Below are 24,790 nucleotides of genomic sequence, written 5' to 3' on the forward strand. Positions count from 1 at the left end.
AAGCGCAGCGCATCCACCATCGGCCTCGCTGCCGACACGCTGTTGGCGGCGGCCACCCAAATTTGGAATTGCTGGTCGCGCAACAGCAATTCCACCAGCCGCACGGGTAGGTTATCTTGCGAGATCAAGAATTATCGGAGCAACCTGACGATGCGGGTACTCGGGATCGAGACCTCCTGCGACGAGACCGGTGTGGCGGTCTACGACTCGGCCGCCGGGCTCATGGCCCATGCGGTCTACAGCCAGATCGCGATTCACGCGCAGTACGGCGGCGTGGTCCCTGAACTGGCCTCGCGCGATCATGTGCGTAAAACGCTGCCGCTCATCCGCGAGGTGATGGACACGGCCGGACTGTCCGCGGGGGCCATCGACGGGGTGGCCTACACCGCCGGTCCGGGGCTGATCGGCGCCCTGCTGGTGGGCTCCGCGCTGGGGCGCAGCCTGGCCTGGGCCTGGGGAGTGCCGGCCATCGGGGTCCACCACATGGAGGGCCACCTGCTGGCCCCGCTGCTCGAAGACCCGGCCCCGCCCTTCCCTTTCGTGGCGCTCTTGGTCTCCGGCGGTCACACCCAACTGGTGGACGTGGAGGGAGTCGGACGCTACCGCATCCTCGGCGAGTCGCTGGACGATGCCGCCGGCGAAGCCTTCGACAAGACGGCCAAGATTCTCGACCTGCCCTACCCCGGCGGGCCCGAACTCGCGCGTCTGGCCGAACGCGGCGACCCGCGGCGCTTCCGCTTCCCGCGCCCCATGACCGACCGTCCGGGGCTGGACTTCAGCTTCAGCGGGCTCAAGACCTTCGCCCTCAACACCCTGCGCACAACGCTTCCCGACGCGGCGGACCCCGCGCAGACGCGCGCCGATATCGCCCGCGCCTTCGAGGAAGCGGTGGTGGAGACCCTGGTCATCAAATGTCGGCGCGCACTCCAGGCGACCGGGCGACAACGCCTGATCCTGGCCGGCGGGGTGAGCGCCAACCGGCGCCTGCGTGAGCGGATGAACGCGGCCATCACCGCGGCCGGAGCGGAGACCTTCTATCCCCGTCCGGCACTGTGCACCGATAACGGGGCCATGATCGCCTATGCCGGCTGGCAGCGGCTGCGCGCCGGTCAGCACGAGCCGCTGTGCTTCGCCCCGCGGGCGCGCTGGGCGATGGAGTCGCTGCCGGCGCTGGAGCCCCGGACTCTCGACAACAACTGAACCTGTGGGAGCGGCCTCCGGCCGCGACGGGGGACCACCGTGAACGCCAACGCCGGAGAGACCCCGCGCGGCCCTATCGCGGCCGGAGGCCGCTCCCACAGCGGGATGTCGCGACTCGCGCGCCAGGCGAGCAATAGCAGACTCAGGTCAGTCCTGATCCGACCCGCCGACCTGATCGACCAGCCGGCCTTCGGACCCGGTCAGCAGATTGCGGATGTTGCTGCGATGGCGCCAGATCAGAATCCCGGTCATCACCAACTGCATGCCGATCAGCACCGGATCGGGCCAGAGCAACCAGACGATCAAGGGTGCCAGCGACATGGAGATGAGCGCCGACAGAGAAGAAATCTTCAGCACCTTGGCGACGAACAGCCAGATGAGCGCGACGCACAGCCCGATCGGCCACCAGAGCCCGAACTGGACGCCCAGGGCGGTGGCAACCCCCTTACCGCCGCGGAAACCGAAAAAGACCGGAAACAGGTGACCGAGAAAGGCCGCCAGGCCGACCGCCGCCAACACCCAGGGGGCGACCCCGAGCAAGTGCCCGGCGAGCATGGGGAAGAGGCCTTTGAGGCTGTCGCCGAACAGGGTGATGGCCGCGGGCTTTTTCCCGCCGATGCGCAGGACGTTGGTCGCCCCCGGATTGTTGGAACCCTGGGTGCGCGGGTCCGGCAGGCTCATCAGTCGGCAAACGATGATGGCGCTGGACACCGAGCCCAACAGGTAGGCGGCGAGAATGAGCAGACTTGCGGTAATCATGGGCGCGCATTGAAACCGGGTTGACGCCGCGGGTCAAGGACCAGCGGGATATCTGTTGCGCCGCCGTCGGCTTGAGGCATCATCGACACCCCGATAGCGACTGAGCTTCACACATGACCCACCCCCTCCAGGACATCGTCTTCATCCGCGGCTTGACCATCGAGACCACGATCGGCATCCACGACTGGGAGAAGCGCATCCGCCGCCCGGTCATCCTGGACCTGGAGTTGGCCAGCGACTGCGCCCGCGGCGCAGCCACCGACCGCATCGCCGATGCGCTGGACTATGACGCGGTCACCCGCCGTCTGACTCAGTTCGTCAGCGAGAGCCGGTTCGAACTGGTCGAGACCCTGGCCGAGCGCTGCGCGGCCATCCTGCGCGATGAGTTCGCCGTGCCCTGGGTGCGCCTGACGCTCAACAAGCCGGGCGCGGTCGGCGCCGGGGTGGACGTGGGAGTCGTCATCGAACGGGGGCGGCGCGACGCTTGAAACGCAGCGGTTGGTCTCCGAGCTTCGGTGATTGCCGGGAAATGATCTCCCGTTTGGAAATCGCCTTAGCACCCATATCAACCCTTTCTGCCGCGCATGAACGCAACAGAGCGTCCGGGGGATTTCACAATGGCCGACGAAGACAGACCCCCAGACGGGCCAACATCGGCAGCCAGGCAGGGGCAACTGATCAACGTCCTGGGACGCCTGATGCCGCTGATCGACAGCCTGACCGACAAGCTGCGCAACGTGCTGCTGCTCGGGGGCGTGATCTTGGGGTGGATCGCGGTCTGGATGATCTTCATCCAGGGCTGGTCGCCGCTCATCGCGCTGATGATGCTGGGTGTCGCAGCGCTGCCGCTGCTGCTCATCCTGCGCTTCTGGTGGGCACTCGATGACTTGCAGGATTTGCCCGCAACGGCGGATCGGATGCTCACGGATGCGGGCGGCCAAGTCCAGACGACGCTGCAAGACTTGCGTGCGGGCAAAGCGCCGAAGCTCGGCGCCATCGCCTCGGCGAAGGGTCTGTGGTCACTCGGGGCACTGGCCGGCGAGGCGCGGGAACTGCTCGGTTCCTACGTCAATTTCGGAATCCTGTTGAATCCCCTGGCTTTGGGCCTGGGCGTCTTGTCGCTGCTCTTCGTGCTGCTGTTGGCGATGGTAGGAATCATTCTCGCCATCTTCACGATGCTGTGAGATGACGGGGCACCGCGGAGCAAAAAAACCGGCGAATGTAGCCGGTTCTTTTTGTCTGGCCCCGCACGCGGCGGGACGCGACCGAATGGCGTCAGGCCATCGCCTTGATATGGGCGTTCAGGCGGCTCTTGTGACGCGCGGCCTTGTTGGCGTGGATGGTGCCTTTGTTGGCGGCGCTGTCGATCTGCGGGACGGCGGACTGATACGCCTGCATCGCCGCCTCCTTGTCGCCTGCTTCGATCGCCTTGACGACCTTCTTGATGAAGGTACGCAGGGTGCTGCGTTGCGAGGCGTTCTGCCGGCGGCGCTTCTCGGCCTGGCGGGCGCGCTTTTCGGCTTGTGCTGAGTTGGCCAAGGGGATCTCCTGGGAACCTGAAAGGGACGCACCCATTTCGGGCGCCGGAATAAAGACCGCGTATTTTGCACAGCGGGCACGCGATTGTCAACCGGTTTGCTCGCTATAGAGCGTTCGCACCTGATATCCAGACAGACCTTCGTGTAGGGGCGGGTTTGAAACCCGCCCCTTGTATGTTCTGTTCCCAGGGATTGACAGGGATGGTCGAGACACGGATGTTGCAGAGAGTGCCAGGGAAGCCGTACCAGCAGTTCCAAATTTGGGTGGCCGCCGCCAACAGCGTGCCGGCCGCGAGGCTGATGGTGGATGCGCTGCGCTTATCCACCCTACAACACCGGCTCCGCTGTAGGGTGGATAAGGCGCGCCGCTCGGTGTCGGGGACCTGGCACGGCGGTCGCGCGCGCCGCATCCACCAGGGATCGCGCGATGCCGCCCATATTTGGAATTGCTGAAGCCGTCCGCCCCTACGTCCCGTTATCACGTCCGAAGGCTATACTCCCCGCCTTTTGCGGAGTCAGCGCCCCCGTGTCCAGCCTCGCCACGTCCATTGCCAAAGTCGGCAGCAACACCTTCGTGTCACGGCTGCTGGGCTTTGTGCGCGATCTGGTGATCGCCCGGGTCTTCGGCGCGAACGCGGGCACCGACGCCTTTTTCGTCGCCTTCAAGATCCCCAATCTGATGCGCCGACTGTTCGCGGAGGGGGCCTTTTCCATGGCCTTCGTCCCCGTGCTCAACAGCTACCGGGAGCAGCGCAGCCAGGCGGATCTGAAGCGCTACCTGGACGACATGGCCGGGGTGCTGGCGGCGGCGCTGCTGGTGGTGACGCTGCTCGGCTGCCTGGCCGCCCCGCTGCTGGTGCTGCTCTTCGCGCCTGGGTTCAGTGCCGAGGCGGGTCAGCGCGAACTGGCGGCGGAACTGCTGCGGCTCACCTTCCCCTACATCCTGTTCATCTCGCTCACCGCCTTCGCCGGCGGCATCCTCAACACCTACGAACGCTTCGGGGTGCCGGCCTTCACCCCGGTCTTGCTGAATCTCATCCTGATCGCCTGCGCACTCTGGCTGGCGCCGCTAATGGACCGCCCGATCGTCGCCCTCGCCTGGGGGGTGCTGATCGGGGGCGTGGTTCAACTGGCCTTTCAGGTGCCCTTTCTGCGGCAACTCGGGCTGCTGCCGCGCCCGCGCCTGCGGTTTCAGGACCCCGGCGTACGGCGGACCTTCCGGCTCATGGGCCCGGCCCTGTTCGGCGCCTCGGTCGGCCAGATCAATCTGCTGCTCAACACCATCCTCGCGTCCTTTCTGGTCAGCGGGAGCATTTCCTGGCTCTATTACTCGGACCGCCTGATGGAGTTCCCCATGGGCGTGCTGGGTGTCGCCCTGGGCACCGTGATTCTGCCCAAGCTCTCGCAGCGCCACGCGGCCGAGGACCCGGACGCCTTCTCGGACACCCTGGATTTCGGATTGCGCTGGCTGCTGCTGCTCGGGGTACCGGCGGCCGTGGGGCTCCTGGTCCTGGCCGGACCCATCATCGCCACCCTGTTCTTCTCCAGCGATCCGGGTGCCGCGTTCGGCGCTCAGGATGCGCGCATGACCGCCCTGAGCCTGATGGCCTACGCCCCCGGCCTGGTCGGCTTCATCGCCGTCAAAGTGCTCGCTCCCGGCTACTACGCCCGCCTGGAGATGCGCACCCCGGTGCGGATCGCCGTCATCGCCATGGCAGCCAACATCGTCTTCAGTCTGGCCCTGATGTGGCCGCTGGGACACACCGGTCTGGCCCTGGCGACCACCCTGTCGGGGCTCGTCAATGCCGGGCTGCTGCTGCGCGGACTGCGTGCCGAGCGCGTCTATCGTCCGCTGCCCGGCTGGCCCGCCCTGCTCGCCAAGGGGCTGGGCGCCAGCTTGCTCATGGGCCTGTTACTCGCGCTGGGCATCGGGCCCATCGACGACTGGCTGGCGCAGAGTGGGGGCGAGCGCGCCTTGCGTCTTGGGCTGTGGATGCTCGCGGCCGGCGGGCTTTACGGGGCGGTGCTGCTTGCGGTCGGTATTCGGCCGCGGCATTTGCTGCGGGTCTGATGATCCGGCAATCACCTTAGCCCGCCACCACGGTCCGGTTGCGTCCGCCTTGCTTGGCCGCGTAGAGCGCACGGTCGGCCGCGGCGATCAGTTCGGGCACCCCCCGGCGGACTGGACCGGCCAGGTCGCGATGCCCACGGAGAGGGTGCGGCGGACCGCGCCCCCGTCGCATCGGATCGCCGTGACCGTCGCGCTGGAGGACATTCGTCCAGCGGCAGAGGCGACTGGCCGCCAGCGTGGATTCGGTCTTTTGGCGCCGGCCGACTTGAGTTGCAGCCGCACCAGCGGCAAGGGCGGGCGCGCTGCCGCTCAGGGCCAGTGCCAGGACAACCAACAGCGGCAAACCCAAAGAGCGCATGGTGTATCCATTGCGGCGGTCGACACGCGGACCGACCTGTTACCCCGAAGCCCGCAGGGTAAAGCATCCTCGTAGGCCCGGTTATCCCGGTTAAACCGCTTCCTGAACCCCTGACGCCAGGTTCCCGGCGATCAGGGTCCGCATCGCGGCGGGACGCCGCTCCCACCGGCGACACTGCCGTTAGCCGATCAACCTATCACGGAGCATTGGCGGTGCCGGATGAGGCGACCGGGTCGTGTTTGCGGGTGGTGGCGGCCTGGGGCGACCTCACTGCCTTGCCGACGACCTTCCCTGTCGATCACTGCCGGGCCTTGCAGTCCGGGGAGATCCATGCTGTTCCGGACCCCGCCGACGGCACCCGCTGCACGCATCTGCGCGAGCCGCCGCCCGCGCACCTCTGCGTCCCGTTGGCGGTACACGGTGAAACCCTTGGCCTGTTGCATCTCGGCGCCGATGAATTGCTCACCGACCCTACCAAGGCGCGGACTTGCCGCCGATCACCGTCTCCATCGGCGTCACTGCCGCCGGGGCGCAGGAAACGGATGCCGCCGCCGTGCTGGCACGGGCCGATGCCGCCCTCTATCAGGCCAAGGATGGCGGGCGCAACCAGGTGATCACCGGCAACGCCGACTGAACGCTCAGGAAAAGATGCGCCGGCCTTGATCGTAATCCCGGCCAGCGGCCTGCGTTGTCAGGGCTTCCAGCCCTGACGGTGTCAGGCCAGGATGGCCTGACTGCGCACCCGGCGAGTCCAAGTGGCCGGAATCTTGATCGAGGCCGACGTGCCGATCCGCTCGGAACCCGCGGTCGACCCGCGTATACTGTGGCGCCCCTTCGCTTGCTCGTAGGACCCATGAGGCTGATCCGCGGTATTCATAATCTGCGCCCTGACGATCGGGGCTGCGTGGCCACCATCGGCACCTTCGACGGGGTGCATCTGGGACACCGCGCGGTCTTCCAGCGCCTGCTCGGGCACGGCCGCGCACTCGGCCTGCCGGCCACCGTCATCACGTTCGAGCCCCAGCCGCTGGAGTTTTTCACCCCGGATCACGCGCCGGCGCGCCTGACCCGGCTGCGCGAAAAACTCCAGGCCATCCGCAAATACGGCATCGCGCGGGTGATGCTCCTCGAATTCGGACCGCGACTCGCGGCCACCGAGGCCGCCGTCTTTGCCCGGCAACTGTTGCTTGAGGGGCTGGGCGTTCGCTATCTGCTGGTCGGGGACGATTTCCGCTTCGGCCGTGGGCGCACCGGCGACTACGAACTCCTGCGCACCATCGGCACCCAGGCGGGCGCGGACGGTTTCGCGGTCGAGAATCTGCACACCATCACCCATGGCGAGGAGCGCATCAGCAGCACCCGGGTGCGCGAGGCGCTCTACCGCGGCGATCTGGAGCAGGCCGAACGCTTGCTCGGACGACCCTACCGGATTCAGGGCCGGGTGGGCCACGGCGATCGGCGCGGGCGCACCATCGGCTTCCCCACCGCCAACGTCGACCTTCACCGGCGGGTCAGTCCGCTGCACGGGGTCTTCGCCGTGCAGGTGCGCGGGCTGGACGCGGGTCCGCGACCGGGCGTCGCCAACGTCGGCACCCGCCCCACGGTCGGCGGCCAGGGGTATCGGCTGGAGGTGCATCTGTTCGACTTCGATCAGGAGATCTACGGCCGTCATCTGGAAGTGGAGTTCCGGCTCAAGCTGCGCGACGAGCGGCGTTTCGGCTCATTCGAGGAACTGCGCCGCCAGATCGCGCGGGATGCGGCGGCGGCGCGGGAGTATCTGGCCGGACCAGCGGGATGCAACGCGGACCGGGTTACTTGAAGAAATCCCGGTCACGTTGTACCTTCATTCTGTGCAATCATAGGGTTGGCAGAGCCCATTTGGCACCGGCAACGCCCCGTTCCCAGGCGCGGGACAACCTCAAGGCATACGCGTGACTGACTACAAATACACCCTCAACCTCCCCAACACCGAGTTCCCCATGAAGGCCAATCTGGCGCAGCGGGAACCGGCGCTTCTCAAACAATGGGAACAGTTGGATATCTATACACAGATTCGCGCAGCGCGCGCGGGCGCGCCAAGCTTTATCCTGCACGACGGCCCGCCCTACGCCAATGGCGACATCCATATCGGCCATGCGGTCAACAAGGTGCTGAAGGACATCATCGTCAAAGCGCAAACGCTGGACGGGATGGACGCACCCTATGTGCCGGGCTGGGACTGCCACGGGCTGCCGATCGAACTCCAGGTCGAGAAAAAACAGGGCAAGCCCGGACATAAGTTGAGCCCGGCACAGTTCCGCGTCGCCTGCCGCGACTATGCCGCCACGCAGGTGACCGGTCAGCGCGCCGACTTCAAACGCCTGGGCGTGTTCGGCGACTGGGAACGGCCGTATCTCACGATGGATTTCGCCTTCGAGGCGCAGATCATCCGCTCCCTGGGGCGGATCATCGCCAACGGCCATGTCATCAAAGGCGAGAAACCGGTGCATTGGTGTATCGACTGCGGTTCGGCCCTGGCCGAGGCCGAGGTCGAATACGCCGACAAGCAGTCGATCGCCGTCGACGTGCGCTTTGCGCTGGCCGAGCCGGCAGTGCTGGAGGCACGCTGCCACGGCTCGCCCAACGGCTGCGGTGAGGGACCGGCGGCGCTGGTGATCTGGACCACCACGCCCTGGACCCTGCCCGCCAATCAGGCGGTGGCAGTCAATCCGGAGTTGGAATACACCATTGTTCAAGTGGGCGGCGACGACCAGCCCGGATCCGGCGAGCGGCTGATCGTCGCCGCGGGCCTGCTCAAGGACACGATGCACCGCTGGGGCTTCGAGCACTATCGGGTGCTGGGCTATGGACGGGGCGCGGATTTGGAGGGGGTGAAGCTCCGGCACCCCTTCTACGACCGTGAGGTCCCGGTGATCCTCGGCGAGCATGTGACCCTGGAAGCGGGCACCGGCGCTGTTCACACCGCGCCTGGTCATGGCCTGGACGACTATATCGTCGGCAGTCGTTATGGCCTGCCGGTCGACAACCCGGTGGGCGGGGACGGGCGCTTCCTGCCCGGCACGCCGCTGTTCGCCGGGGAGAATGTCTTCAAGGCCAATGAGCACGTGGTGGAGGTTCTGAAGGCGCACGGCGCGCTGCTGCTGGAGCAGCGCTTCACCCACAGCTACCCCCATTGCTGGCGTCACAAGACACCCATCATCTTCCGCGCCACCCCGCAGTGGTTCATCAGCATGGAAAAGCAAGGCCTGCGCGCGGCGGCCCTGGATGCCGTCGGCCGGGTCGATTGGACACCCGATTGGGGTCAGGGGCGCATCGAGGGGATGGTCGGGGGGCGGCCGGACTGGTGTATCTCGCGGCAGCGCACCTGGGGGGTGCCGATTGCCCTGCTGGTCCACAAGGTCACCGGCAAACTGCATCCGCGCACGCCCGAACTGATCGAGGAAGTGGCGCGCCGGGTGGAGCAGACGGGGATCGAAGCCTGGTTCGAACTGCATCCATCGGGTCTGCTCGGCGAAACGGAAGGGGCCGAGTACGAGAAGGTCCAGGACACCCTGGATGTGTGGTTCGACTCCGGGGTCACCCACGCCTGCGTTTTGGAGCAGCGCGAGGGTCTGCGCGCCCCGGCGGACCTCTACCTGGAGGGCTCGGACCAGCACCGCGGCTGGTTCCAGTCGTCGCTGCTCACCAGCATCGCCATGCATGGGCGGGCGCCGTACCGCCAGGTCCTCACCCACGGCTTCACGGTCGATGCCAAGGGCGAGAAAATGTCCAAGTCGAAGGGCAACGTGGTGAGCCCTCAGGATGTGATGAAGACCCTGGGGGCGGACATCATCCGACTGTGGGTCGCGGCCACCGACTATCGCGCGGAGATGAGCGTCTCCGATGAGATCCTGAAGCGCACCGCCGATGCCTACCGGCGCATCCGCAATACCACCCGCTTCCTGCTCGCCAACCTCAACGGTTTCGACCCCGCGGTCAATCAGGTGGCACCGGCCGACATGATCGCCCTGGACCGCTGGGTGATGGACCGGGCGCTGCACCTCCAGGGCGAGATCATCGCCGCCTATCGGACCTACCAATTCCACCTGATCTACCAGAAGGTCCACAACTTCTGCGTGGTGGATTTGGGCGGTTTTTATCTGGACGTGATCAAGGACCGCCAATACACCACGGCGGTGGACGGACTGCCGCGGCGGTCCTGCCAGACCGCCATGTATCACATTGCCGAGGCCATGGTCCGCTGGCTGGCGCCGATTCTGTCATTCACGGCCGATGAGATCTGGGGCTTCATCCCCGGCCGGCGCGACCCCTCGGTGTTCACCGCCACCTGGTATGAGGGTCTGGTCGCGCTGGACGATGGGACCGACCTGGACCGGGCGCTGTGGGATCAGGTGCTTGCCGCGCGGATGGCCGTGGGACCGGCGTTGGAGAGCGCCCGCAAGGCCAACCTGATCGGTTCGGCCCTGGATGCCGAGTTGGATCTGTACTGCGACCCCGGACTCTATCAGGCGCTGAGTCGACTGGGGGACGAACTGCGTTTCGCCATGATCACCTCGCAGGTGCGGCTGCACCCGATCGCCGAACAGCCGGACACGGCGGTCGGCACGGAGCTGGCGGGCCTGGCGGTGCGGGTGAACGCGTCGAAACACCCCAAATGCGTGCGCTGCTGGCATCATCGGGCGGATGTGGGCACCCACGCCGAACACCCGGAACTCTGTGGGCGCTGCGTGGACAATGTCGCCGGGTCTGGGGAAGTGCGGCGCTTCGCTTAGGCCGCGCCCAACGCGGTATGCGATGTTTTTTGATGGGATCGATCGGCCCCGGCAGACTCGACGATTGCCGGAGTTGGCGCGGTTTGAAGTCTTTTAGAAACACTTCTGGCTCCCACGCTCCAGCGTGGGAGCAAGTCGCGACGCTCCGGCGTCGCGTGGCGCCAGCGGCCGCTGGAGCGGCCGGACGGCATTCCCACGCTGGAGCGTGGGAACGAGAAAACGCGTCAAGAACAAGTTAAACACGAACACGCTTATGAAACGCTGGCTGTGGCTCTCTCTTATTATTTTCGTACTCGACCAGGCCAGCAAGTGGCTGGTGATGGGCTCGCTGGCACCGTTCGAGGTGATCGAGCTGATTCCGAACCTGAACCTGACCCTGGCCTTCAATACCGGCGCGGCCTTCAGTTTCCTGGCCGAGGCCGGCGGCTGGCAGCGCTGGGGGCTCGCGGCGCTGGCGCTCATCATCACCGGGGTGCTGGCCGCCTGGCTGCTGCGTCTGCGCGCGCATGAACGAACCTTGGCGGCCGCACTGGCGCTGATCATCGGCGGCGCGGTCGGTAATCTGGTCGACCGGGTGGTGCTCGGGCATGTCATCGACTTCATTCAGGTCTATCTGCCCTGGATCCCGTTCGCGATCTTCAACCCCTGGCCGGCGTTCAACGTGGCGGACAGCGCCATCAGCCTGGGCGTCGTCATCCTGCTGGTCCATACCCTGTTCTTCGACACCGGCCCGGATCGGCCCGCCATGAAGGCGTAACGGTTACCGACCACAGCAAGTGGTCGGACCGCCACCCGACCGACCGCAGCGGACTGTCATCCCCTCGCAGCAATTCACGGGCAATGATTCGAGTATCATTGTCCACCGTTCCCTGACGCCACGCGGCATCGACTCAGACCGCGAACGCACCGATCCTGGTCCGCGCGACCGTTGCAGCCGGCGTCGCGGCCCCCCCTTCGCCTCACCTGAGGATTCGCGATGAACGATCTCTGGCAAGACCTGAAGCGCGTCGCCACTCAGCATTGGTCAAGGTTCAAGACCATTGGCGCCGCACCCACACCGCGCGAGCAGGCGGTGGCGGCAGCCTGCGAACGGGTCGTCGATCAGGTCGATCCGCGCCTGCGCAGCCTCTCCGGATACCGCCGCACACTCCACGACAACGTCGCCGCCGCGCTCGATTACAGTGCCGAAGTGGCCAGCCGCATCCCCGGACCGATCACGCTGAATCGGGAGACCTGGGCCCAAGACCCCTTACTCAATGCCATGTTCGCCGACCCGAAGCGCATCCGCTGGGTCCTCTCCAGTCCCAGTGTCTGCGCTTACGTCCGCGACACGGACCTGGAAGCCGGCGACTGCTACGCGCTCCTGGCCGCGCTGCCGATGGTGCGCCACCAACTTGGCATGGAGTTGCAAGGCGACGCCATCCACCGGGACATTCCGCAAACCACCTGGAGTTTCGTGAACCACGAGGTCGGTCTCCCGGCCGGCGATCCGGATTCCGTACGCGGCCAGGCCGCACAGGCCATCATGGATATCATCGCCGGCGGGGCCGTGCTGGAGATCGGCGGTCAGGAGGCGCGAATCGCCGCACTGGAAGAACAGTTGCGGATGACCCGGATCAAACAAAAAGTCGCAAATCCAGCCACGCGCGGTCTGGATTTCCTGAGCGATGGCGGCGCTTCCACGCTGCCTGATTACGAGACCCTGGGCCAGCGCATCCAGCAACTGGAGCAGGAACTGGCGGCGGCACGCCAGGGACTCACCACCCTCGACGACTATCTGCTGCGCCTGAACGACGTGCTGGCGCACCCGGAGACCCGCGTTGCCGTCCAGCCCGAGCAAGTCCGCCTGGACCGGATGAACGTGGTGCGCGAGGACCGGGAAGGCGCCGTGGAATCGACGCCGATCGAGTTCCTGCGCGGCTATCGGGGCGGGCAGCCGGCGCGGGTCATCCTGCTCATCCGCTTCGCCCGGGCGGATCTGATCACCGCCGATGAGCGACTGGCCGAGGTGGAGCGCTATGTCAACGCCTGACGCGCCGCCGAAGCCTGTCGATGGGCTGCACGAGGCGGTCGCCGTGACGCCGATGAAGATCGCCCTGCTGTCCCGCGACCCCACCATCTATTCCACCAACCGGCTGGTGCAGGCGGCGCGGGAGCGCGGGCACGAGATTCGCGTCATCGACGTCCTGCGCTGCTATATGAACATCACCACCCACGCCCAATCCATCCATTACAAGGGCGAAGAGTTGAAGGGTTTCGACGCGGTGATCCCGCGGATCGGCGCCTCGGTCACCTTTTATGGGGCCGCGGTGCTGCGTCAGTTCGAGATGATGGGCGTCTATGCCCTGAACGAATCGGTGGCCATCGCGCGTGCCCGCGACAAACTGCGCTCACTGCAGTTGCTGTCGCGCAAGGGCATCGGGCTGCCGATCACCGGTTTCGCCCATGCCCCGGACGACGTCGAGGACCTGATCAAGATGATCGGCGGTGCGCCGCTGGTCATCAAACTCCTGGAAGGCACCCAGGGGATCGGGGTGGTGCTGGCCGAAACCGAGCAGGCCGCCAAGAGCCTGATCGAGGCCTTCATGGGGCTGCGCGCCAATATCCTGGTGCAGGAATACATCAAGGAGGCCGAGGGGGCGGACATTCGCTGTTTCGTCATCGGCGACAAGGTGGTGGCGGCCATCAAGCGCCAGGCCAAGCCCGGTGAGTTCCGCTCCAACCTGCACCGCGGCGGCACCGCCAGCCTGATCCGCATCACCCCGGAAGAGCGTTCGACCGCGGTGCGTGCCGCCCGCATCATGGGGCTCAACGTGGCCGGGGTCGACGTCCTGCGCTCCCATCACGGGCCGGTGGTCCTGGAGGTCAACTCCACCCCGGGGCTCGAAGGGATCGAGACGGCGACCTCCAAGAACATCGCCGGCCTGATGATCGAGTATCTGGAGAAAAACGCCGCCCTGGCCAAGACCCGCGCGCACCGGCAGGCGTGATCTGGTCGATTCAGTGGAACCCGCGGCGGCCTCAGCTTGCGCAGTAGGATCGGGCGGTGGCGTCGCGCGCCCCTTTTGTCTCCACCTTACGGCAGGCGCTCAGGCAGCCGGACTTGGTCTTGGGCGCCTTCGCATCCGTGGCCGGCTTCTCTTGACCAATGCAGCGGCGCTCCCGGCAGGTGTAGTAGCTCGTGGTGCGCCCCTTGTACTCATCGGAGTTGATCGAACGAGCAGGCCGACGATTGTGGGGCCGCAAGTCCTTGATCAGGATGTCAGCCCTCAGCGTCCCCGTCCCATGCCGCGCCCGTTCGCTGCCTGGCCGTGCCTGGCCTCGTACCCGGTGCCATAGGGCAGGTCACTGCGATGACCTCCACCGTGGCCGACGCTGCCGGGACCCCCGACCGCGTTGGGACGGTTGGGTTGCTCACCCAGACCCGGTAGCCGTACGGCATCCGCACCAGCGGGGGAACCCCAGGTTCTGGTCAAGGCACCGCTTGGCATGGTCAGGGCACCGCTCGGCATGGTCAGGGCACCGCTCGGCACGGTGAGGTCCAGCGGCCGATTTGGCTCCATGGTCGCGTCCTGGCCCCAAGCCGAGGCAGTGAAGACGCAGAGCAGCGTGGGGAGGGTCAGGCGGTTGATGATCGGGAATACCTCGGTGTTGACACGGCCCATTCCAGGCGCACCCGGTAACAACGCGCGGTCAGCGACGGCGGCCTTCAGACATTCTGGCCAAGTTGGAGATGCTCGTCGAGCAGTCGTCGATTTTCAAAGCCAGCGTGCATCGCCCCCCGCTGCCGGGGGGCGGTGCGTCAACCACGGCTCATGACCTATTTCTTGCCGTATTTCGGACCGGTGCCGTCATGCTTCGGAATACCGGTGCCGGTGCAGTCGCCGGTGCCGGGGCCGTTTCCACCCGCCACGACCTGGTCCATCTGTGCGGCGCTGAGTTGCGTCGGGGCCTGCCTGTTGCTTTGCCCCTGGGTGGCCTGGGTTTGAGTGGTCTGATCCGCCGCGACAGCCGTGAAAGCGGCGCCGGCCAGCAGGGCGATCAACAAGACTCTTGCGTTCATCTGAATTTCCTCAAGTAACAGTGGTGGAGCACATGGTTCGGCTATCAACCCATACTGACAGCCGCTTCCGCAAACGGCCCCTCGTGAACGGCCCCTCGTGAACGGGGTGTCACCTGGGATGTTTCTCCGTGTGGCGGTAGCAACAGTATTCACCGCGGCTGTTTCTGCACCATGACCAGGGAGTATCGCTTGGTTTCCCATCGTGTCAGACTGTATCAGTGCCACCGCGGGGTCTGGTCGATCGCGCCAGCCTATCGCGCCGTTGTCGTTGTCGTTGTCGTTGTCGTTGTCGTTGTCGAAATTATCGTAGCGCCCCGGACTCTCTCGCACCCCAAATTGCATCGCTTCTCCGATTACGATTACGACAACGACAACGGTTGTGTTTGTATTTAGCTTGTTCTTGACTGGTTACCAAAAGCGATACGGCAGCGAGATCGAGAAGATGAAGTCATTGGCGTCGTCCGTGACCCCGGCCGCCGCCGACAGGTTCAGGAACAGGTTCTTGCCCAGTGTAAAGTCGGCGCCCAGGTTGATGTAACCGGCCGTGGCGACCGCGGTGTGGTACGCGTCGCCCCCCAAGGGTTCAACCTCATCCCCGCCCGGAAAGTCAAAGGACAGCCCTGCATCAAGTGAAATAGTGGGGGTCGCGGCCAGGGTGACGCCCAGGGTCAGGCCAAAGCGATCGGCCGGCGTGAGTCGGCCGGTCTGATAGCCCGTACCGTCCCAGAAGGTGGCGGTCTTGGACCAGGCATAGCCATAGGACACCGTGCCATACAGCGCCACCGGCTCGCTGCGCTTGACGGCAGACAGTGACAGCGTGAGCGAGCGCAAGCCGTCGCCAATGGGTACGGGAGCGAACGGGGCGCTGCCGTTGTCATGGGTGTAGGCCAGTCGCGCCACCAGTGACGGCCAGGACGCGGTTTCTTGCGTGAGCCGCTTGCCCAGACTGACCGCTAGATCACCGGTGCCGCTGGCTCGCCCCAGCGGGTAGTCCCGTTGAATGTAAGGCAGATAGAGCGCGGCGGCCATGCCCCAGGGGAGGCCGGCCTCCAGACCCAAACCATAGGCCAAGGACTCATACTGGTTATCGCCCTGTCCGTCGTGGAACCAGGTGAGGCTGGGGGTGAGGCGGAAGCTTCCGTTGGGCAGCAACACCAGCCCCTTGGTGACCAACGCCTCTTCGATCGCGCTGCTCGCGGATGGCGCCTCCACCGGGGGCTTGGCGGCGTCCGCATCGAGGCCCATGACCAGCGGCTCGCCGCCCTTCTTACCGACGGCCAGCCGTTGTTCCAGGGTCTTGACACGCGTATGCAACTGCTCGTTGATCGCCTGCTGTGCCGCCAGTTGTTGCCGTAACGAGGCGACGGTTGCGGTAGTGGCATCAGCGCCCGGCGCCCGGTGGGCCGCCGCGTTGTACGGGGTTTGTGGCAACGCGAGCCTGGGCACGAGGGTTGCGCAGCAGGCCAGTAAGAGGCGCGGGGCGGTGTTATTCATCGGCATGCTCAGGCAGACGCGGGCGGGTAACGACAAAGGCCATTCCCTCCATCCAGATGGCAGTGAAGTCGGCGATGGACAGGGTGCGGTTCCCAAAGGCCGGGTCGGCGAGCAAGACCCGCTCGCCCTTGACCCCGTTGAACACCACATAATGGTTGTAGCCGTGCTGATCGATGGGCACGATGGGGGCGTGAAAGACGCGCAAGTCATCCAATCCAAGGTGCTGGTAGGCACTGCCCCGATAACCGCGGCCCGTGACGAAGTGCTGCAAGTCCAGCAAGGAGAACCCGCCGCGCGCCTTGACCTTGGCCGGGGCGGTCTGCTCCAGCATGCGGGCGGCGGCGAGGCGCTCGCTGACCGGGTCATTGAAGCCATAGGTCAGCACCGTTGCCACCGCTGCCGCGGCACAGCTGCTTTCCCACTGCTGCATGACGACGCCGCGCTCACGGATGTCCTTGAGGCTGCGAAATGGTTGCGGTGTCTGCGCCTGCGCTGGCGCGAGCGTAGCGGCCAGGCACAAGGTGGCGATGAAGAAGTTCGGGACGGCCTTGGTAATCATGGTGCCGATGCTCGACCCGCCCTGTAGCAACACCTTGTCAGCGCCGTAGCGGCCTGTATCAGTGTGTAACGGCGTGTATCCGTGTGGTCAGCGGCACCTGGTTCTAGGCTAAGATGACGACATGACCCCCACCGCCCGCATCCTGGTGGTAGACGACGATCCCGCACTGCGGGACCTGCTCTGCGCCTATCTCACCGACACCGGCTTCGTCGTCGACCTGGCCGGCGACGGCGAGGCGATGCGCCGCGCCATGCAACTGGCCATGCCGGATGCTATCGTCTTGGACCTGATGCTCCCCAACGAAGACGGCTTGGTCCTCACCCGCGCGTTGCGGACGCACTGCGCCGTGCCGATCCTGATGCTGTCGGCCCGCGGCGAGGAGATCGACCGGGTGGTCGGTCTGGAACTGGGCGCCGACGACTACTTGGCCAAGCCCTTCAGCCCACGGGAGTTGCTGGCCCGCCTGCGCGCCCTGTTGCGCCGGGCGCAGCGCGTGGGTCCGGCCGCGGAGCCGCCGGGGGAGCACTTCGGCCCCTACCGGCTCGACCAGGCGGCCCGTCGGCTGCTGCGCGGGGACCAGGATTTGGGCCTGTCCGGCGCCGAGTACGACCTGCTCAAGGTCTTCATCGAGCGGCCCAATCGGGTGCTGTCCCGGGACCTGCTCCTGGATCTCCTCAAGGGCTACGAGCGCGATCCTTATGACCGCACCGTGGATATCCGGGTGGCACGCCTGCGGCGCAAGATCGAGCCTGACCCCACCAACCCGGTCTATGTCCGTACCCTGCGCGGCGCGGGCTATCTGTTCAATCCGCGCGGCGCCGAATCCTGAGACCGGACGCATGTCCTGGAACTTGACGCTACGCCAGCAAAACGCGCTGCGACTCGCCCTGATCTTTGTACTGTTTGAGGTGCTGACGACGCTGGCGGTGGTCTTCCTGCTCATGCAGCCCCTGGCCACGCGGGCCACCAGCGATCTGGCCGGCCTGATGGTGCTCGCCGCCCAGACTTGGGCCGAACTGCCGCCCGAGACCCGGCCAGCCTTCGAGCGGGAGCTGACCGCATCCCACGGACTGACGCTCGCCGTCGCGCCGCCGACCGGCGCGGTGCGGACCGCCTGGCATGGCATCTATGTGCGCGAACTGGAGGCGCAACTGGCGCAACGCACCGCCGCGCCCTTGGACTTGGCGAGCGTCGATGCCGGGGCCGAGCCCTGGTTGTGGGCCGGTGTGCCGGCGGGCGGGCGGACCCTGTGGCTGGGGTTCCCGCGCAGCCGCGTCGGTCCACAGCCGCTGGCCGCCGCCCTGCTGACCCTCTCCGCCGCCCTCATCCTGGCCGGGCTGGCCGCCTGGTGGCTCGGTCACAGTACCGTGGCACCACTGAAGCGTTTCGCTGTCGCCGCGACCGTGCTGGGCCGCGGCGCGACCCCGGAACTCTTGCCTGAGACGGGTCCGCGCGAGTTGGCTTCCCTGGCGCGCCGCTTCAACCAATTGGCGTGCCAGGTCCATGACCTGCTGGAGGCACGGACCACCCTGCTGGCCGGCCTGTCGCACGACCTGCGCACCCCGCTGGCGCGGATGCGGCTCGCGCTCGAGCTGGTCCAGCGACGCCCCGATCCGGCCTGGATCGAGCGGCTGGAGGCCGATGTCGAAGAAATGAACCACCTGGTGGGGGACGTCCTGGAACTGGCCCGCGGACTGGACGGCGAGGCCGCGGTACCGGTGGACCTAGCCGCCGTGCTCGAGGCCCTGGCCGGACGCGCCTGGGAGGCGGGCGCCGAGGTCGCCGTGCAGTGTCCGGACTTGAAGATCAGCGCCCCGCCCGCCGCGCTCAGGCGGGTGCTTGGCAATCTCCTGGCCAACGCCCAGCGTTACGCCGGCGATGGAGCGATCGAACTGCGCGCCCAGTCGAGCGATGGCGCCTGCATCATCGGCGTCATCGACCAGGGTCCGGGCATCCCGGAGGACCAACTGGAAGCGGTGTTCCGGCCCTTTCACCGGGTGGATGCCTCCCGCAGCCCGGTCACCGGGGGCACCGGACTGGGGCTGGCGGTCGTGCGCCAGTTGGCCCAGGCCAACGGCTGGCGGGTCTGGCTGGAAAACCGGCGCGGGGGCGGGCTGGCGGCCTGGGTGAGCGTGCCGACCGGCAGCGGCGAGCCACCACTTCAGGGGAGGTGTTCCTGTACCCCAGCATCGTCGATCCCGGGGACAACTCGACCGGCGTAACCAAGACGCAGCCAGTAAACCGACCGATCCGAGACATTTTGCGCTGCGGCGTTTTTTGCGGACGCGCCGGGGCCGGGGTCGGCGCCAGGCGGGCTGACGCACAGGCATTTCCTGGCGGGCACCGGCGAAATCGGGTCGCCGCGGCGCCAGTATGAGAATTATTCTCAACAACCTTGTCCCGCGGACAGCCGCGCCCGCGGGCGACGCGCGGGCAGCCTGACCGGACGCGGCACCGGTGTGACCCCATCCCCCGGCCTGAAGTTAGCGCTGGCCGGATGTCCGGCGCTCCAGCAGGTCTTTGAGCCGGACAAGTTCCTCGTTGCTGAGTCCGAGTAGCCGGTCTTCGGGGCGCAGACTGCGAACCAGCTCCTCCGGCGGCAACCCTCGCACCCGCTCCTCCGGCGGCAACCCCCGCAGCCGCTCCTCCGGCGGCAGCCCCCGCAGCCGCTCCTCCGGCGGCAGCCCCCGCACCCGCTCCTCCGGCGTCATTTCAGCCAACTTTTGGCGTGTCCACTCGCGCTTAAAATCTTCAAACGTGTAGGCCATCGGGATACCCACCTCGCGGTAGCGTTGGTAAATTTGCTCAAGTATCGGAACATGGTAGTCCCGGCGCCAGCGGTAGGTGTCGGCCCCGGCGAAGACCTTCGCCGCCTCGAAGCTGAAGATCTCCCACAATGCGTTGCGCGGACAGGGCTCCACCTCGCGCAATATGATCAGGGTCACAGTGCGGCCCACGACCGGCAGGCGGTAGACCCCGGGTTTGACCGCCTCAAGCGCCACTTGCCCCGCCAGGACTCGGGGACGGCGCGTGGTGACCGCATAGAGTCCGAACTCACCGACCGGCTCCCGCGGCGCGAACGCCTTGCGGTAGTTGACGTAATACTTCAGGATCCGTGTCCGATTGAGCCGGCCCCCTGCGCTGATGCAGGAGCGCTTCCCCTTGCCTGGGCAGCGATCCGTGTCGGCCTCTCAGCTTGCGCAGTAGGATCGGGCGGATGCGTCGCGCGCCCCTTTTGTCTCCACCTTACGGCAGGCGCTCAGGCAGCCGGACTTGGTCTTGGGTGCCTTCGCATCCGTGGCCGGTGTCTCTTGACCAATGCAGCGGCGCTCCCGGCAAGTGTAGTAGCTCGTGGTGCGCCCCTTGTACTCATCGGTCGTGCGGCACAGCAGGTATTCCCCGCGGTTCGCCACCACCTCGGCCCCCACGGCAGAGACGGCGGCGTTCCCGGCCTTTTTGCGGGTGGCCGTCGTGCCGGCGGCGGCCCCCGAAGTCAGGGTCCCGGCGGTGCCGCTTGCCGCGGATGGGACGGTCTCAGACCCGCCTTTTCCCAGAAGCTGATCGAACGAGCAGGCAGACAGTGCAAGGGTGACACCGGCGGCCACGAGCAGAGTACGTAAGGACAACACAAGCTCTCCAAGAGTAAGGTGATATAGAGGTCAGGGCGGCGGCGCCGGGCATCGTATCAGGAAGGCCGAGCCGCAGGCCACCGGGCGCGAGACAGGGTATTCTATACTCAGTCTGGTTACGAAGCTGGATCTTCGTCACCAGACGGGGGGTGGTCCGCGACTGGAAACCGATGCCGAGACCCGGTTTCGCCTGCGTGCGCAACGGAGTGCCGGACGGAAGGCGCGTGGCCTGGAGTTGCTCGACAATGCCGCCAACCACGGCGCGGCATCCTGACCGCTTTGGGACCCTATCCGGCGGTTGCTTGCGGGAATGCCGGTTCGATGGTGCTCATGCGTATGGGGGTACCATACTGTCGGTGTTGCGTGGGCGCCCGGCTTGCCGTGGTTGGTTGTCTGGCAGCGAGCGCCTCAGTTGGGGCGATCCCGATCGTCATGGAATGGTGAGGGTTTCGGCGTCGGCGAGCCGGCGGACCACACCGAAGCCATCAGACTCCTCGTCCCATTTTACGCCATGAACTGGCACGACACTCTTCGGTCGAAGGGCCGCTGCGAATGAACGAAGATCGGCTGGGGAGGCGTGACCGCTGGTATGGATGTAAGCGACTTCAGCTCCAGCCGCCCGGCACCATTCCAGGGCTTCCGAATGATAGGGTTCCGACAGGTAACCGCGCCACATCGAGAAGTTGAATGCATCGTCGGCAGTCGGCACGACTCCCGCGCGTTGATAATCGCGGATCAGTCCACGACGCAGCATTATGACATGGCGGCTGCCTTCGAGTCGCTTAGCCGAGATGCCATTTGGAACCATCCGCTCAATGAAATCCTCACGGCCTTGATTCTTGTAGTTGTTTCGGAGACCACTCGTCACCACGACTTTCAGATTCGGGAATCCGGCGCACGGCAGACGCGTCCCCACTGAAACGCGATCGAGGACATCGGCCGTGTACAGATCGATTACGAGCGTCCGTCCGGTCCGTTTGGCGGCCCGATAGATGGTCACGGTACGGTCGATGTTCTGGCCCGACCATGCGACGAATACGCGTCCGCAGGTGCGCCCGAAGAGTTCGACGAAGTCGCTCTCAAGCTCGCTCTCCGATTTCACCGGCTTGTCGGACCCTAGGTTTGTTCCCTCGGTTAAGAGCACGTCGATGTCCGCCGGCGGATCAGCCATCATCCGATCGACAAGCGCGGACTTGCGCCCATGGCGGCGAAAGTCGCCAGTATAAAGCAGCCGCTTACCGGCACCTTCGACCAACAGCATGTAGGCGTCAAAGGCGGAGTGGTCGGTGAGAATCGGTGTGACGGTAAATGGCCCGACCGCGAATGGTCCCGAGCGGCTGTTCCAAGTTTCAAACGTCCGGGCAAGCGGACGGCGCATCACGTCGCCGGTGACTGCAATCAGTTTCGCCGAGCCCGACCCCGTCCAGATGGGCCAAGCGGCCGGAAGATCTTCAACAAGCCCCCAATGGTCCTGGTGTGGGTGGCTGATCAGGACGGTCGCCGGGAGGCTCCGATCAAGCGACACCGGCAGCAGGCCGGTTGCCCCGTCGGGCGCATCGAGCGGCCGCCCTGCGTCGAGGATGATGCGGTCGCCCTGCGGGTGCGCGATCTCAATGCAGGTCCCGCCGATCTGTTGGGTTCCGCGGTGGACCGTGAGGGTTAGGGGCAAAGACGCGGCTCCAGCGTCATCTGATCCAGGGTACGAACCATTTGCACATGCAGCCCCGTGTTGCGCAGCTTGTCCAGGTGCCCGTGGTTCGTGAATGCGAGGTTGCTGGTGCGATCGTCGATCAGAAGACGAGGCTTGTCATCGACCAGGAGTGGCGGCGCGTCCGCTGCCGCCGCCGCGACAATGCCCAGCCCAAGCGTTTCGATTCCAGGGTTCATCCGCTTCGCCAGTCCGTGGAAGGCCACCAGCAGGCGGCAGGCGTTCCGATAGGCGGCGGCGACCAAATCAATGTGATTCGGCTGCCTCAGCCATGTCGTATATCGCGCGAGCTGACTGATAACTTTGGGCAGAATAACATCGCCCTTGCACCGAGCTTCAGCATTGGTAACGAGCTTCGCTTCCCAGAACACGATCCGCCAGCAATTGCCGACTGGCTCAAGCGTCACGAGGTCCATTCGAGGGGCTATTCGCATCTCGGCATCGAGCGAAAAGGCCGGTAGTGCCATTTCGAGGTCAATCGTGTCGGCGTTGCGCGAGACGATCGAGTCGACGAACAGCTTCTCTTTGCCAACGTATTTATTGGCGGTAGCGCCCCAGCCGTGCAGGTCGGCGAGGCCTCCGTACTCCCGAAGCCGGCTTGTCTCCTGATCGAGGAGTCCCGCCGACGTAAGGGTGACGTAAGCTTGGCCACTGCCCTTGTCGCCGTAGACATATTTGTTATGAATATGGGCTTGGAGTCTTCCGCCCTTATCGAAATCGATTTTCGCGATGGACTGGCCACCCCGATAGAGGTTGAGATAGTCTTTGCGGATCGCCAGACGCAGGTGATTGGGAACATCCTCCAGCATCCGGTCGCTTGAGTCGAGTTTGTGTGCCTCGGGCATGTCGCGGTGAAGGGCATCGCCCGCCGGTCTCCAGTCGAGAAGCATATCCTTGAACCAAGGGTTTTCGTCCAAAACCTGATCGTTGATCAGTTCGACAGGAAACGTACGTTCGAATATTGCCATGATGGCTCCCGACGGATAGGAATTTCAATCACCCGAAACCGGGTATGGTTCGGCATCTTAGCCGCGCGAAGGGCGTTGGGACAAGCGGTTTGTGCCTGAGGCCGACGCCGAGTGGACCGCCAGCGAGAGCGCGTCCGTGGCAGCCTCTGTGACACCTAAACAAGACCCCCACTACTGCCGCAACCAATGCCCGCCTGGATGCACTCAAGGGCGCATTTACGGGTCGCTGACGCATTCAGATGTACTGCAACCCACCACGCTTGCAGAACGGCGCGGACCATCAAAGGAAGGAAAGCCGAAGATTTGCGGGACACGATAAAGAATAGATCGATGACGAAACCTGCGAGAGTCTTTATCCGTTAGTGCAAACCTGCTCGACGAAGCGGAACTTGGAAGCACTGAGAATATCCTCTCCATCCCAGCAGTAAGCGACGAGCTTTCCCCCCTTGGCAACGCTGTAATCAACGCAGGCAACTTTATCAGACAGCGGAGCGGGGGCACCAGTAACCCAATAGTGTCCGACAAATAATGGCTTCTCGCCCTGATAAGCCACACGCCTATGTTCAGGTATGGAAATGTCGGGTAATTTTTCCACTAAACCAAGACTCAGCATGGCTGCGTTTCGATAGGTCACTGCCTTGGGATCCCACCAGCGGACACGCATTCGATTTCGCGTAAAATTGTACTTGTCCTGGAAGCTATAGCCTTCCGGGAGTGGAATCTCGATTCCCTTGGTCAAAGCCTCTGTTGCCTTGAAAATAGTGGGTGCAGGACTGTCCTTCTCGGAGCTGTCCGCAGGTTCCCGCGAGGCGTGTACCATCATATCTCGATCCAATCGGTTGCCCTCCAACAACATGGGAGCCAGATAGTCCATAAATCTCTGGTGCCAACAGGCATGGACAACCCGCACTTCGGGCAAGTCAAGCCACAGCGGCAAGGTCAAAAACCAATCAATGATTTCTTTGTGCTCGGGCTTGTGCTCGACCTCTGCGAGAAAGGCTTCATGCTGTTCCCGGTTCTTAGCTCCCCAATCTGGGGAAAAGTGAGATCGCAAGAAGTCGCCAGGGTTTTCTGGATCACACAGGAACCACGCGATGGCGTTTAATTCGTGATTGCCCAGGACCGCCCGAGCGGTTCCCGCATCGACCATGCGCCTGACGATTTCGACGGTTTCGACTTGTTTAGGGCCAACGTCAATGAAATCGCCAACAAATAGAGCCCTACGATCAACATGACGCCACGCCCCCTTGATTTCATGATAGCCGAGATTGGCTAATAAAGCCTTCAAGTGATCTGCATGACCATGAATGTCACCAATAATATCGTAACTCATCTATAACCTCGGCTATTCACAGCGTAAATCACTTAAGGGTAAGTAACGAGGCATAAATTAGTTATACATCTTTATTAAGAAAAACCGTTAGGATCAACCACGTAATTCCATTGTCCAAGAGTCAGATCATGCCGGATAAACTGATCTTTGATCTCCCGGAAGCCGTCGGAGCATTTGCGGCCGAGCGCGTAGAATTTATCGAGGATGCGTGCGGTGACGCGCAGCCCGGTGTCGGTGGTCGTGCGCTCGACGGTCCACCGTGCGGTCTCGGCGGAGTCGAGGATGACCCCGCTCCAGGTGCGCTCGACTTGACTGAAGAGGCGATGCTCAATGGGGTT

Annotated in this window: 25 protein-coding genes; 12 read left to right on the forward strand and 13 right to left on the reverse strand. The window is 64.9% G+C overall.

Annotation, left to right across the window (positions count from 1 at the left end):
* Nucleotides 1–150 precede the first annotated feature (150 nt).
* Nucleotides 151–1,200 (forward strand): tRNA (adenosine(37)-N6)-threonylcarbamoyltransferase complex transferase subunit TsaD, encoded by a 1,050-nt coding sequence (gene tsaD, locus A39O_RS0123975; protein ID WP_040528636.1) that lies wholly within the window; start codon nucleotides 151–153, stop codon nucleotides 1,198–1,200.
* Between the two features lie 147 nt (nucleotides 1,201–1,347).
* Here tsaD and plsY read toward each other — a convergent pair whose 3' ends face one another.
* A complete protein-coding gene (plsY, locus tag A39O_RS0123980) occupies nucleotides 1,348–1,959 on the reverse strand; it encodes a glycerol-3-phosphate 1-O-acyltransferase PlsY (protein WP_020507206.1) in 612 nt (203 codons plus the stop codon).
* Nucleotides 1,960–2,072: 113 nt separating this feature from the next.
* Here plsY and folB point away from each other — a divergent pair, with 113 nt between their 5' ends.
* Nucleotides 2,073–2,447: a dihydroneopterin aldolase gene (gene folB, locus A39O_RS0123985; RefSeq protein ID WP_020507207.1), complete on the forward strand. Its 375-nt coding sequence runs from the start codon at nucleotides 2,073–2,075 to the stop codon at nucleotides 2,445–2,447.
* 96 nt (nucleotides 2,448–2,543) lie between these two features.
* On the forward strand, nucleotides 2,544–3,143 hold the full coding sequence (locus A39O_RS0123990) for a hypothetical protein (protein ID WP_211211709.1): 600 nt from the start codon (nucleotides 2,544–2,546) through the stop codon (nucleotides 3,141–3,143).
* Nucleotides 3,144–3,234: 91 nt separating this feature from the next.
* Here A39O_RS0123990 and rpsT read toward each other — a convergent pair whose 3' ends face one another.
* Nucleotides 3,235–3,498 (reverse strand): 30S ribosomal protein S20, encoded by a 264-nt coding sequence (rpsT, locus tag A39O_RS0123995; protein ID WP_020507209.1) that lies wholly within the window; start codon nucleotides 3,496–3,498, stop codon nucleotides 3,235–3,237.
* 525 nt (nucleotides 3,499–4,023) lie between these two features.
* Here rpsT and murJ point away from each other — a divergent pair.
* Nucleotides 4,024–5,568 carry a murein biosynthesis integral membrane protein MurJ gene (murJ, locus tag A39O_RS0124005; protein ID WP_020507211.1) on the forward strand — a complete coding sequence of 515 codons (1,545 nt, stop codon included), beginning with the start codon at nucleotides 4,024–4,026 and terminating at the stop codon, nucleotides 5,566–5,568.
* A gap of 16 nt (nucleotides 5,569–5,584) precedes the next feature.
* Here the strand turns inward: murJ and A39O_RS0124010 are convergent, their stop codons facing one another.
* Complete coding sequence (locus tag A39O_RS0124010; RefSeq protein ID WP_020507212.1) at nucleotides 5,585–5,926, reverse strand: hypothetical protein; 342 nt, start codon at nucleotides 5,924–5,926, stop codon at nucleotides 5,585–5,587.
* 457 nt (nucleotides 5,927–6,383) lie between these two features.
* Here A39O_RS0124010 and A39O_RS39200 point away from each other — a divergent pair, with 457 nt between their 5' ends.
* The 6 genes from A39O_RS39200 (at nucleotide 6,384) to rimK (ending at nucleotide 13,688) form a co-directional block, all read left to right on the forward strand.
* Nucleotides 6,384–6,560, forward strand: a complete 177-nt coding sequence (locus A39O_RS39200; protein ID WP_083924866.1) for a diguanylate cyclase domain-containing protein — start codon at nucleotides 6,384–6,386, stop codon at nucleotides 6,558–6,560.
* A gap of 219 nt (nucleotides 6,561–6,779) precedes the next feature.
* Nucleotides 6,780–7,745, forward strand: coding sequence for a bifunctional riboflavin kinase/FAD synthetase (ribF, locus tag A39O_RS0124020; protein WP_020507214.1), 966 nt, complete (start codon nucleotides 6,780–6,782; stop codon nucleotides 7,743–7,745).
* 112 nt (nucleotides 7,746–7,857) lie between these two features.
* Nucleotides 7,858–10,698: an isoleucine--tRNA ligase gene (ileS, locus tag A39O_RS0124025; RefSeq protein ID WP_020507215.1), complete on the forward strand. Its 2,841-nt coding sequence runs from the start codon at nucleotides 7,858–7,860 to the stop codon at nucleotides 10,696–10,698.
* 253 nt (nucleotides 10,699–10,951) lie between these two features.
* Nucleotides 10,952–11,455 (forward strand): signal peptidase II, encoded by a 504-nt coding sequence (lspA, locus tag A39O_RS34915; protein WP_020507216.1) that lies wholly within the window; start codon nucleotides 10,952–10,954, stop codon nucleotides 11,453–11,455.
* Nucleotides 11,456–11,674: 219 nt separating this feature from the next.
* Complete coding sequence (locus tag A39O_RS0124035; RefSeq protein ID WP_020507217.1) at nucleotides 11,675–12,730, forward strand: hypothetical protein; 1,056 nt, start codon at nucleotides 11,675–11,677, stop codon at nucleotides 12,728–12,730.
* Nucleotides 12,731–12,782: 52 nt separating this feature from the next.
* On the forward strand, nucleotides 12,783–13,688 hold the full coding sequence (gene rimK / locus A39O_RS0124040) for a 30S ribosomal protein S6--L-glutamate ligase (protein ID WP_026199707.1): 906 nt from the start codon (nucleotides 12,783–12,785) through the stop codon (nucleotides 13,686–13,688).
* 279 nt (nucleotides 13,689–13,967) lie between these two features.
* Here the strand turns inward: rimK and A39O_RS0124045 are convergent, their stop codons facing one another.
* The 4 genes from A39O_RS0124045 to A39O_RS34920 form a co-directional block, all read right to left on the reverse strand.
* Nucleotides 13,968–14,363 (reverse strand): hypothetical protein, encoded by a 396-nt coding sequence (locus tag A39O_RS0124045; protein ID WP_020507219.1) that lies wholly within the window; start codon nucleotides 14,361–14,363, stop codon nucleotides 13,968–13,970.
* A gap of 155 nt (nucleotides 14,364–14,518) precedes the next feature.
* The gene (locus A39O_RS0124050) at nucleotides 14,519–14,761 is read right to left on the reverse strand and encodes a hypothetical protein (RefSeq protein WP_157640383.1); all 243 of its coding nucleotides are present in this window, start codon (nucleotides 14,759–14,761) and stop codon (nucleotides 14,519–14,521) included.
* A gap of 408 nt (nucleotides 14,762–15,169) precedes the next feature.
* The gene (locus tag A39O_RS0124055; RefSeq protein ID WP_157640384.1) at nucleotides 15,170–16,255 is read right to left on the reverse strand and encodes a hypothetical protein; all 1,086 of its coding nucleotides are present in this window, start codon (nucleotides 16,253–16,255) and stop codon (nucleotides 15,170–15,172) included.
* Nucleotides 16,248–16,814, reverse strand: coding sequence for a C39 family peptidase (locus A39O_RS34920; protein WP_020507222.1), 567 nt, complete (start codon nucleotides 16,812–16,814; stop codon nucleotides 16,248–16,250). Before A39O_RS34920 ends, A39O_RS0124055 begins: the two co-directional genes overlap by 8 nt.
* 121 nt (nucleotides 16,815–16,935) lie before the next feature.
* On the opposite strand from A39O_RS34920, the gene A39O_RS0124065 reads away from it, so the two are divergent.
* Complete coding sequence (locus A39O_RS0124065) at nucleotides 16,936–17,643, forward strand: response regulator (protein WP_020507223.1); 708 nt, start codon at nucleotides 16,936–16,938, stop codon at nucleotides 17,641–17,643.
* Nucleotides 17,644–17,653: 10 nt separating this feature from the next.
* Nucleotides 17,654–19,036, forward strand: coding sequence for a sensor histidine kinase (locus tag A39O_RS34925; RefSeq protein WP_020507224.1), 1,383 nt, complete (start codon nucleotides 17,654–17,656; stop codon nucleotides 19,034–19,036).
* Nucleotides 19,037–19,297: 261 nt separating this feature from the next.
* On the opposite strand, the gene A39O_RS37065 is transcribed toward A39O_RS34925, so the two are convergent.
* From A39O_RS37065 to A39O_RS0124100, 6 genes are all read right to left on the reverse strand, one after another.
* Nucleotides 19,298–19,771 (reverse strand): hypothetical protein, encoded by a 474-nt coding sequence (locus A39O_RS37065; RefSeq protein WP_169338486.1) that lies wholly within the window; start codon nucleotides 19,769–19,771, stop codon nucleotides 19,298–19,300.
* Between the two features lie 234 nt (nucleotides 19,772–20,005).
* Nucleotides 20,006–20,440, reverse strand: a complete 435-nt coding sequence (locus A39O_RS42925; RefSeq protein WP_245561970.1) for a hypothetical protein — start codon at nucleotides 20,438–20,440, stop codon at nucleotides 20,006–20,008.
* 433 nt (nucleotides 20,441–20,873) lie between these two features.
* Nucleotides 20,874–22,112 (reverse strand): MBL fold metallo-hydrolase, encoded by a 1,239-nt coding sequence (locus A39O_RS0124085; protein WP_026199708.1) that lies wholly within the window; start codon nucleotides 22,110–22,112, stop codon nucleotides 20,874–20,876.
* Nucleotides 22,103–23,119 carry a hypothetical protein gene (locus A39O_RS0124090; RefSeq protein ID WP_020507229.1) on the reverse strand — a complete coding sequence of 339 codons (1,017 nt, stop codon included), beginning with the start codon at nucleotides 23,117–23,119 and terminating at the stop codon, nucleotides 22,103–22,105. The genes A39O_RS0124085 and A39O_RS0124090 overlap by 10 nt, the downstream gene beginning before the upstream one ends.
* A 352-nt stretch (nucleotides 23,120–23,471) precedes the next feature.
* Nucleotides 23,472–24,452: a metallophosphoesterase gene (locus tag A39O_RS0124095; RefSeq protein WP_020507230.1), complete on the reverse strand. Its 981-nt coding sequence runs from the start codon at nucleotides 24,450–24,452 to the stop codon at nucleotides 23,472–23,474.
* Between the two features lie 74 nt (nucleotides 24,453–24,526).
* On the reverse strand, nucleotides 24,527–24,790 hold a 264-nt coding region (locus tag A39O_RS0124100; protein ID WP_026199709.1), incomplete at its 5' end, for an ISAzo13-like element transposase-related protein.

Source organism: Lamprocystis purpurea DSM 4197, assembly GCF_000379525.1.
GTDB lineage: Bacteria > Pseudomonadota > Gammaproteobacteria > Chromatiales > Chromatiaceae > Thiodictyon > Thiodictyon purpureum.

Excerpts from the sequence above, each read along its gene's own strand:
- tsaD (WP_040528636.1), top strand. The coding sequence starts at position 151 with ATGCGGGTACTCGGGATCGAGACCTCCTGCGACGAGACCGGTGTGGCG.
- plsY (WP_020507206.1), bottom strand. The coding sequence starts at position 1,959 with ATGATTACCGCAAGTCTGCTCATTCTCGCCGCCTACCTGTTGGGCTCG.
- folB (WP_020507207.1), top strand. The coding sequence starts at position 2,073 with ATGACCCACCCCCTCCAGGACATCGTCTTCATCCGCGGCTTGACCATC.
- A39O_RS0123990 (WP_211211709.1), top strand. The coding sequence starts at position 2,544 with ATGAACGCAACAGAGCGTCCGGGGGATTTCACAATGGCCGACGAAGAC.
- A39O_RS0124010 (WP_020507212.1), bottom strand. The coding sequence starts at position 5,926 with ATGCGCTCTTTGGGTTTGCCGCTGTTGGTTGTCCTGGCACTGGCCCTG.
- ribF (WP_020507214.1), top strand. The coding sequence starts at position 6,780 with ATGAGGCTGATCCGCGGTATTCATAATCTGCGCCCTGACGATCGGGGC.
- lspA (WP_020507216.1), top strand. The coding sequence starts at position 10,952 with ATGAAACGCTGGCTGTGGCTCTCTCTTATTATTTTCGTACTCGACCAG.
- A39O_RS0124035 (WP_020507217.1), top strand. The coding sequence starts at position 11,675 with ATGAACGATCTCTGGCAAGACCTGAAGCGCGTCGCCACTCAGCATTGG.
- rimK (WP_026199707.1), top strand. The coding sequence starts at position 12,783 with ATGAAGATCGCCCTGCTGTCCCGCGACCCCACCATCTATTCCACCAAC.
- A39O_RS0124045 (WP_020507219.1), bottom strand. The coding sequence starts at position 14,363 with ATGGGCCGTGTCAACACCGAGGTATTCCCGATCATCAACCGCCTGACC.
- A39O_RS0124050 (WP_157640383.1), bottom strand. The coding sequence starts at position 14,761 with ATGAACGCAAGAGTCTTGTTGATCGCCCTGCTGGCCGGCGCCGCTTTC.
- A39O_RS0124055 (WP_157640384.1), bottom strand. The coding sequence starts at position 16,255 with ATGAATAACACCGCCCCGCGCCTCTTACTGGCCTGCTGCGCAACCCTC.
- A39O_RS34920 (WP_020507222.1), bottom strand. The coding sequence starts at position 16,814 with ATGATTACCAAGGCCGTCCCGAACTTCTTCATCGCCACCTTGTGCCTG.
- A39O_RS0124065 (WP_020507223.1), top strand. The coding sequence starts at position 16,936 with ATGACCCCCACCGCCCGCATCCTGGTGGTAGACGACGATCCCGCACTG.
- A39O_RS34925 (WP_020507224.1), top strand. The coding sequence starts at position 17,654 with ATGTCCTGGAACTTGACGCTACGCCAGCAAAACGCGCTGCGACTCGCC.
- A39O_RS0124090 (WP_020507229.1), bottom strand. The coding sequence starts at position 23,119 with ATGGCAATATTCGAACGTACGTTTCCTGTCGAACTGATCAACGATCAG.
- A39O_RS0124095 (WP_020507230.1), bottom strand. The coding sequence starts at position 24,452 with ATGAGTTACGATATTATTGGTGACATTCATGGTCATGCAGATCACTTG.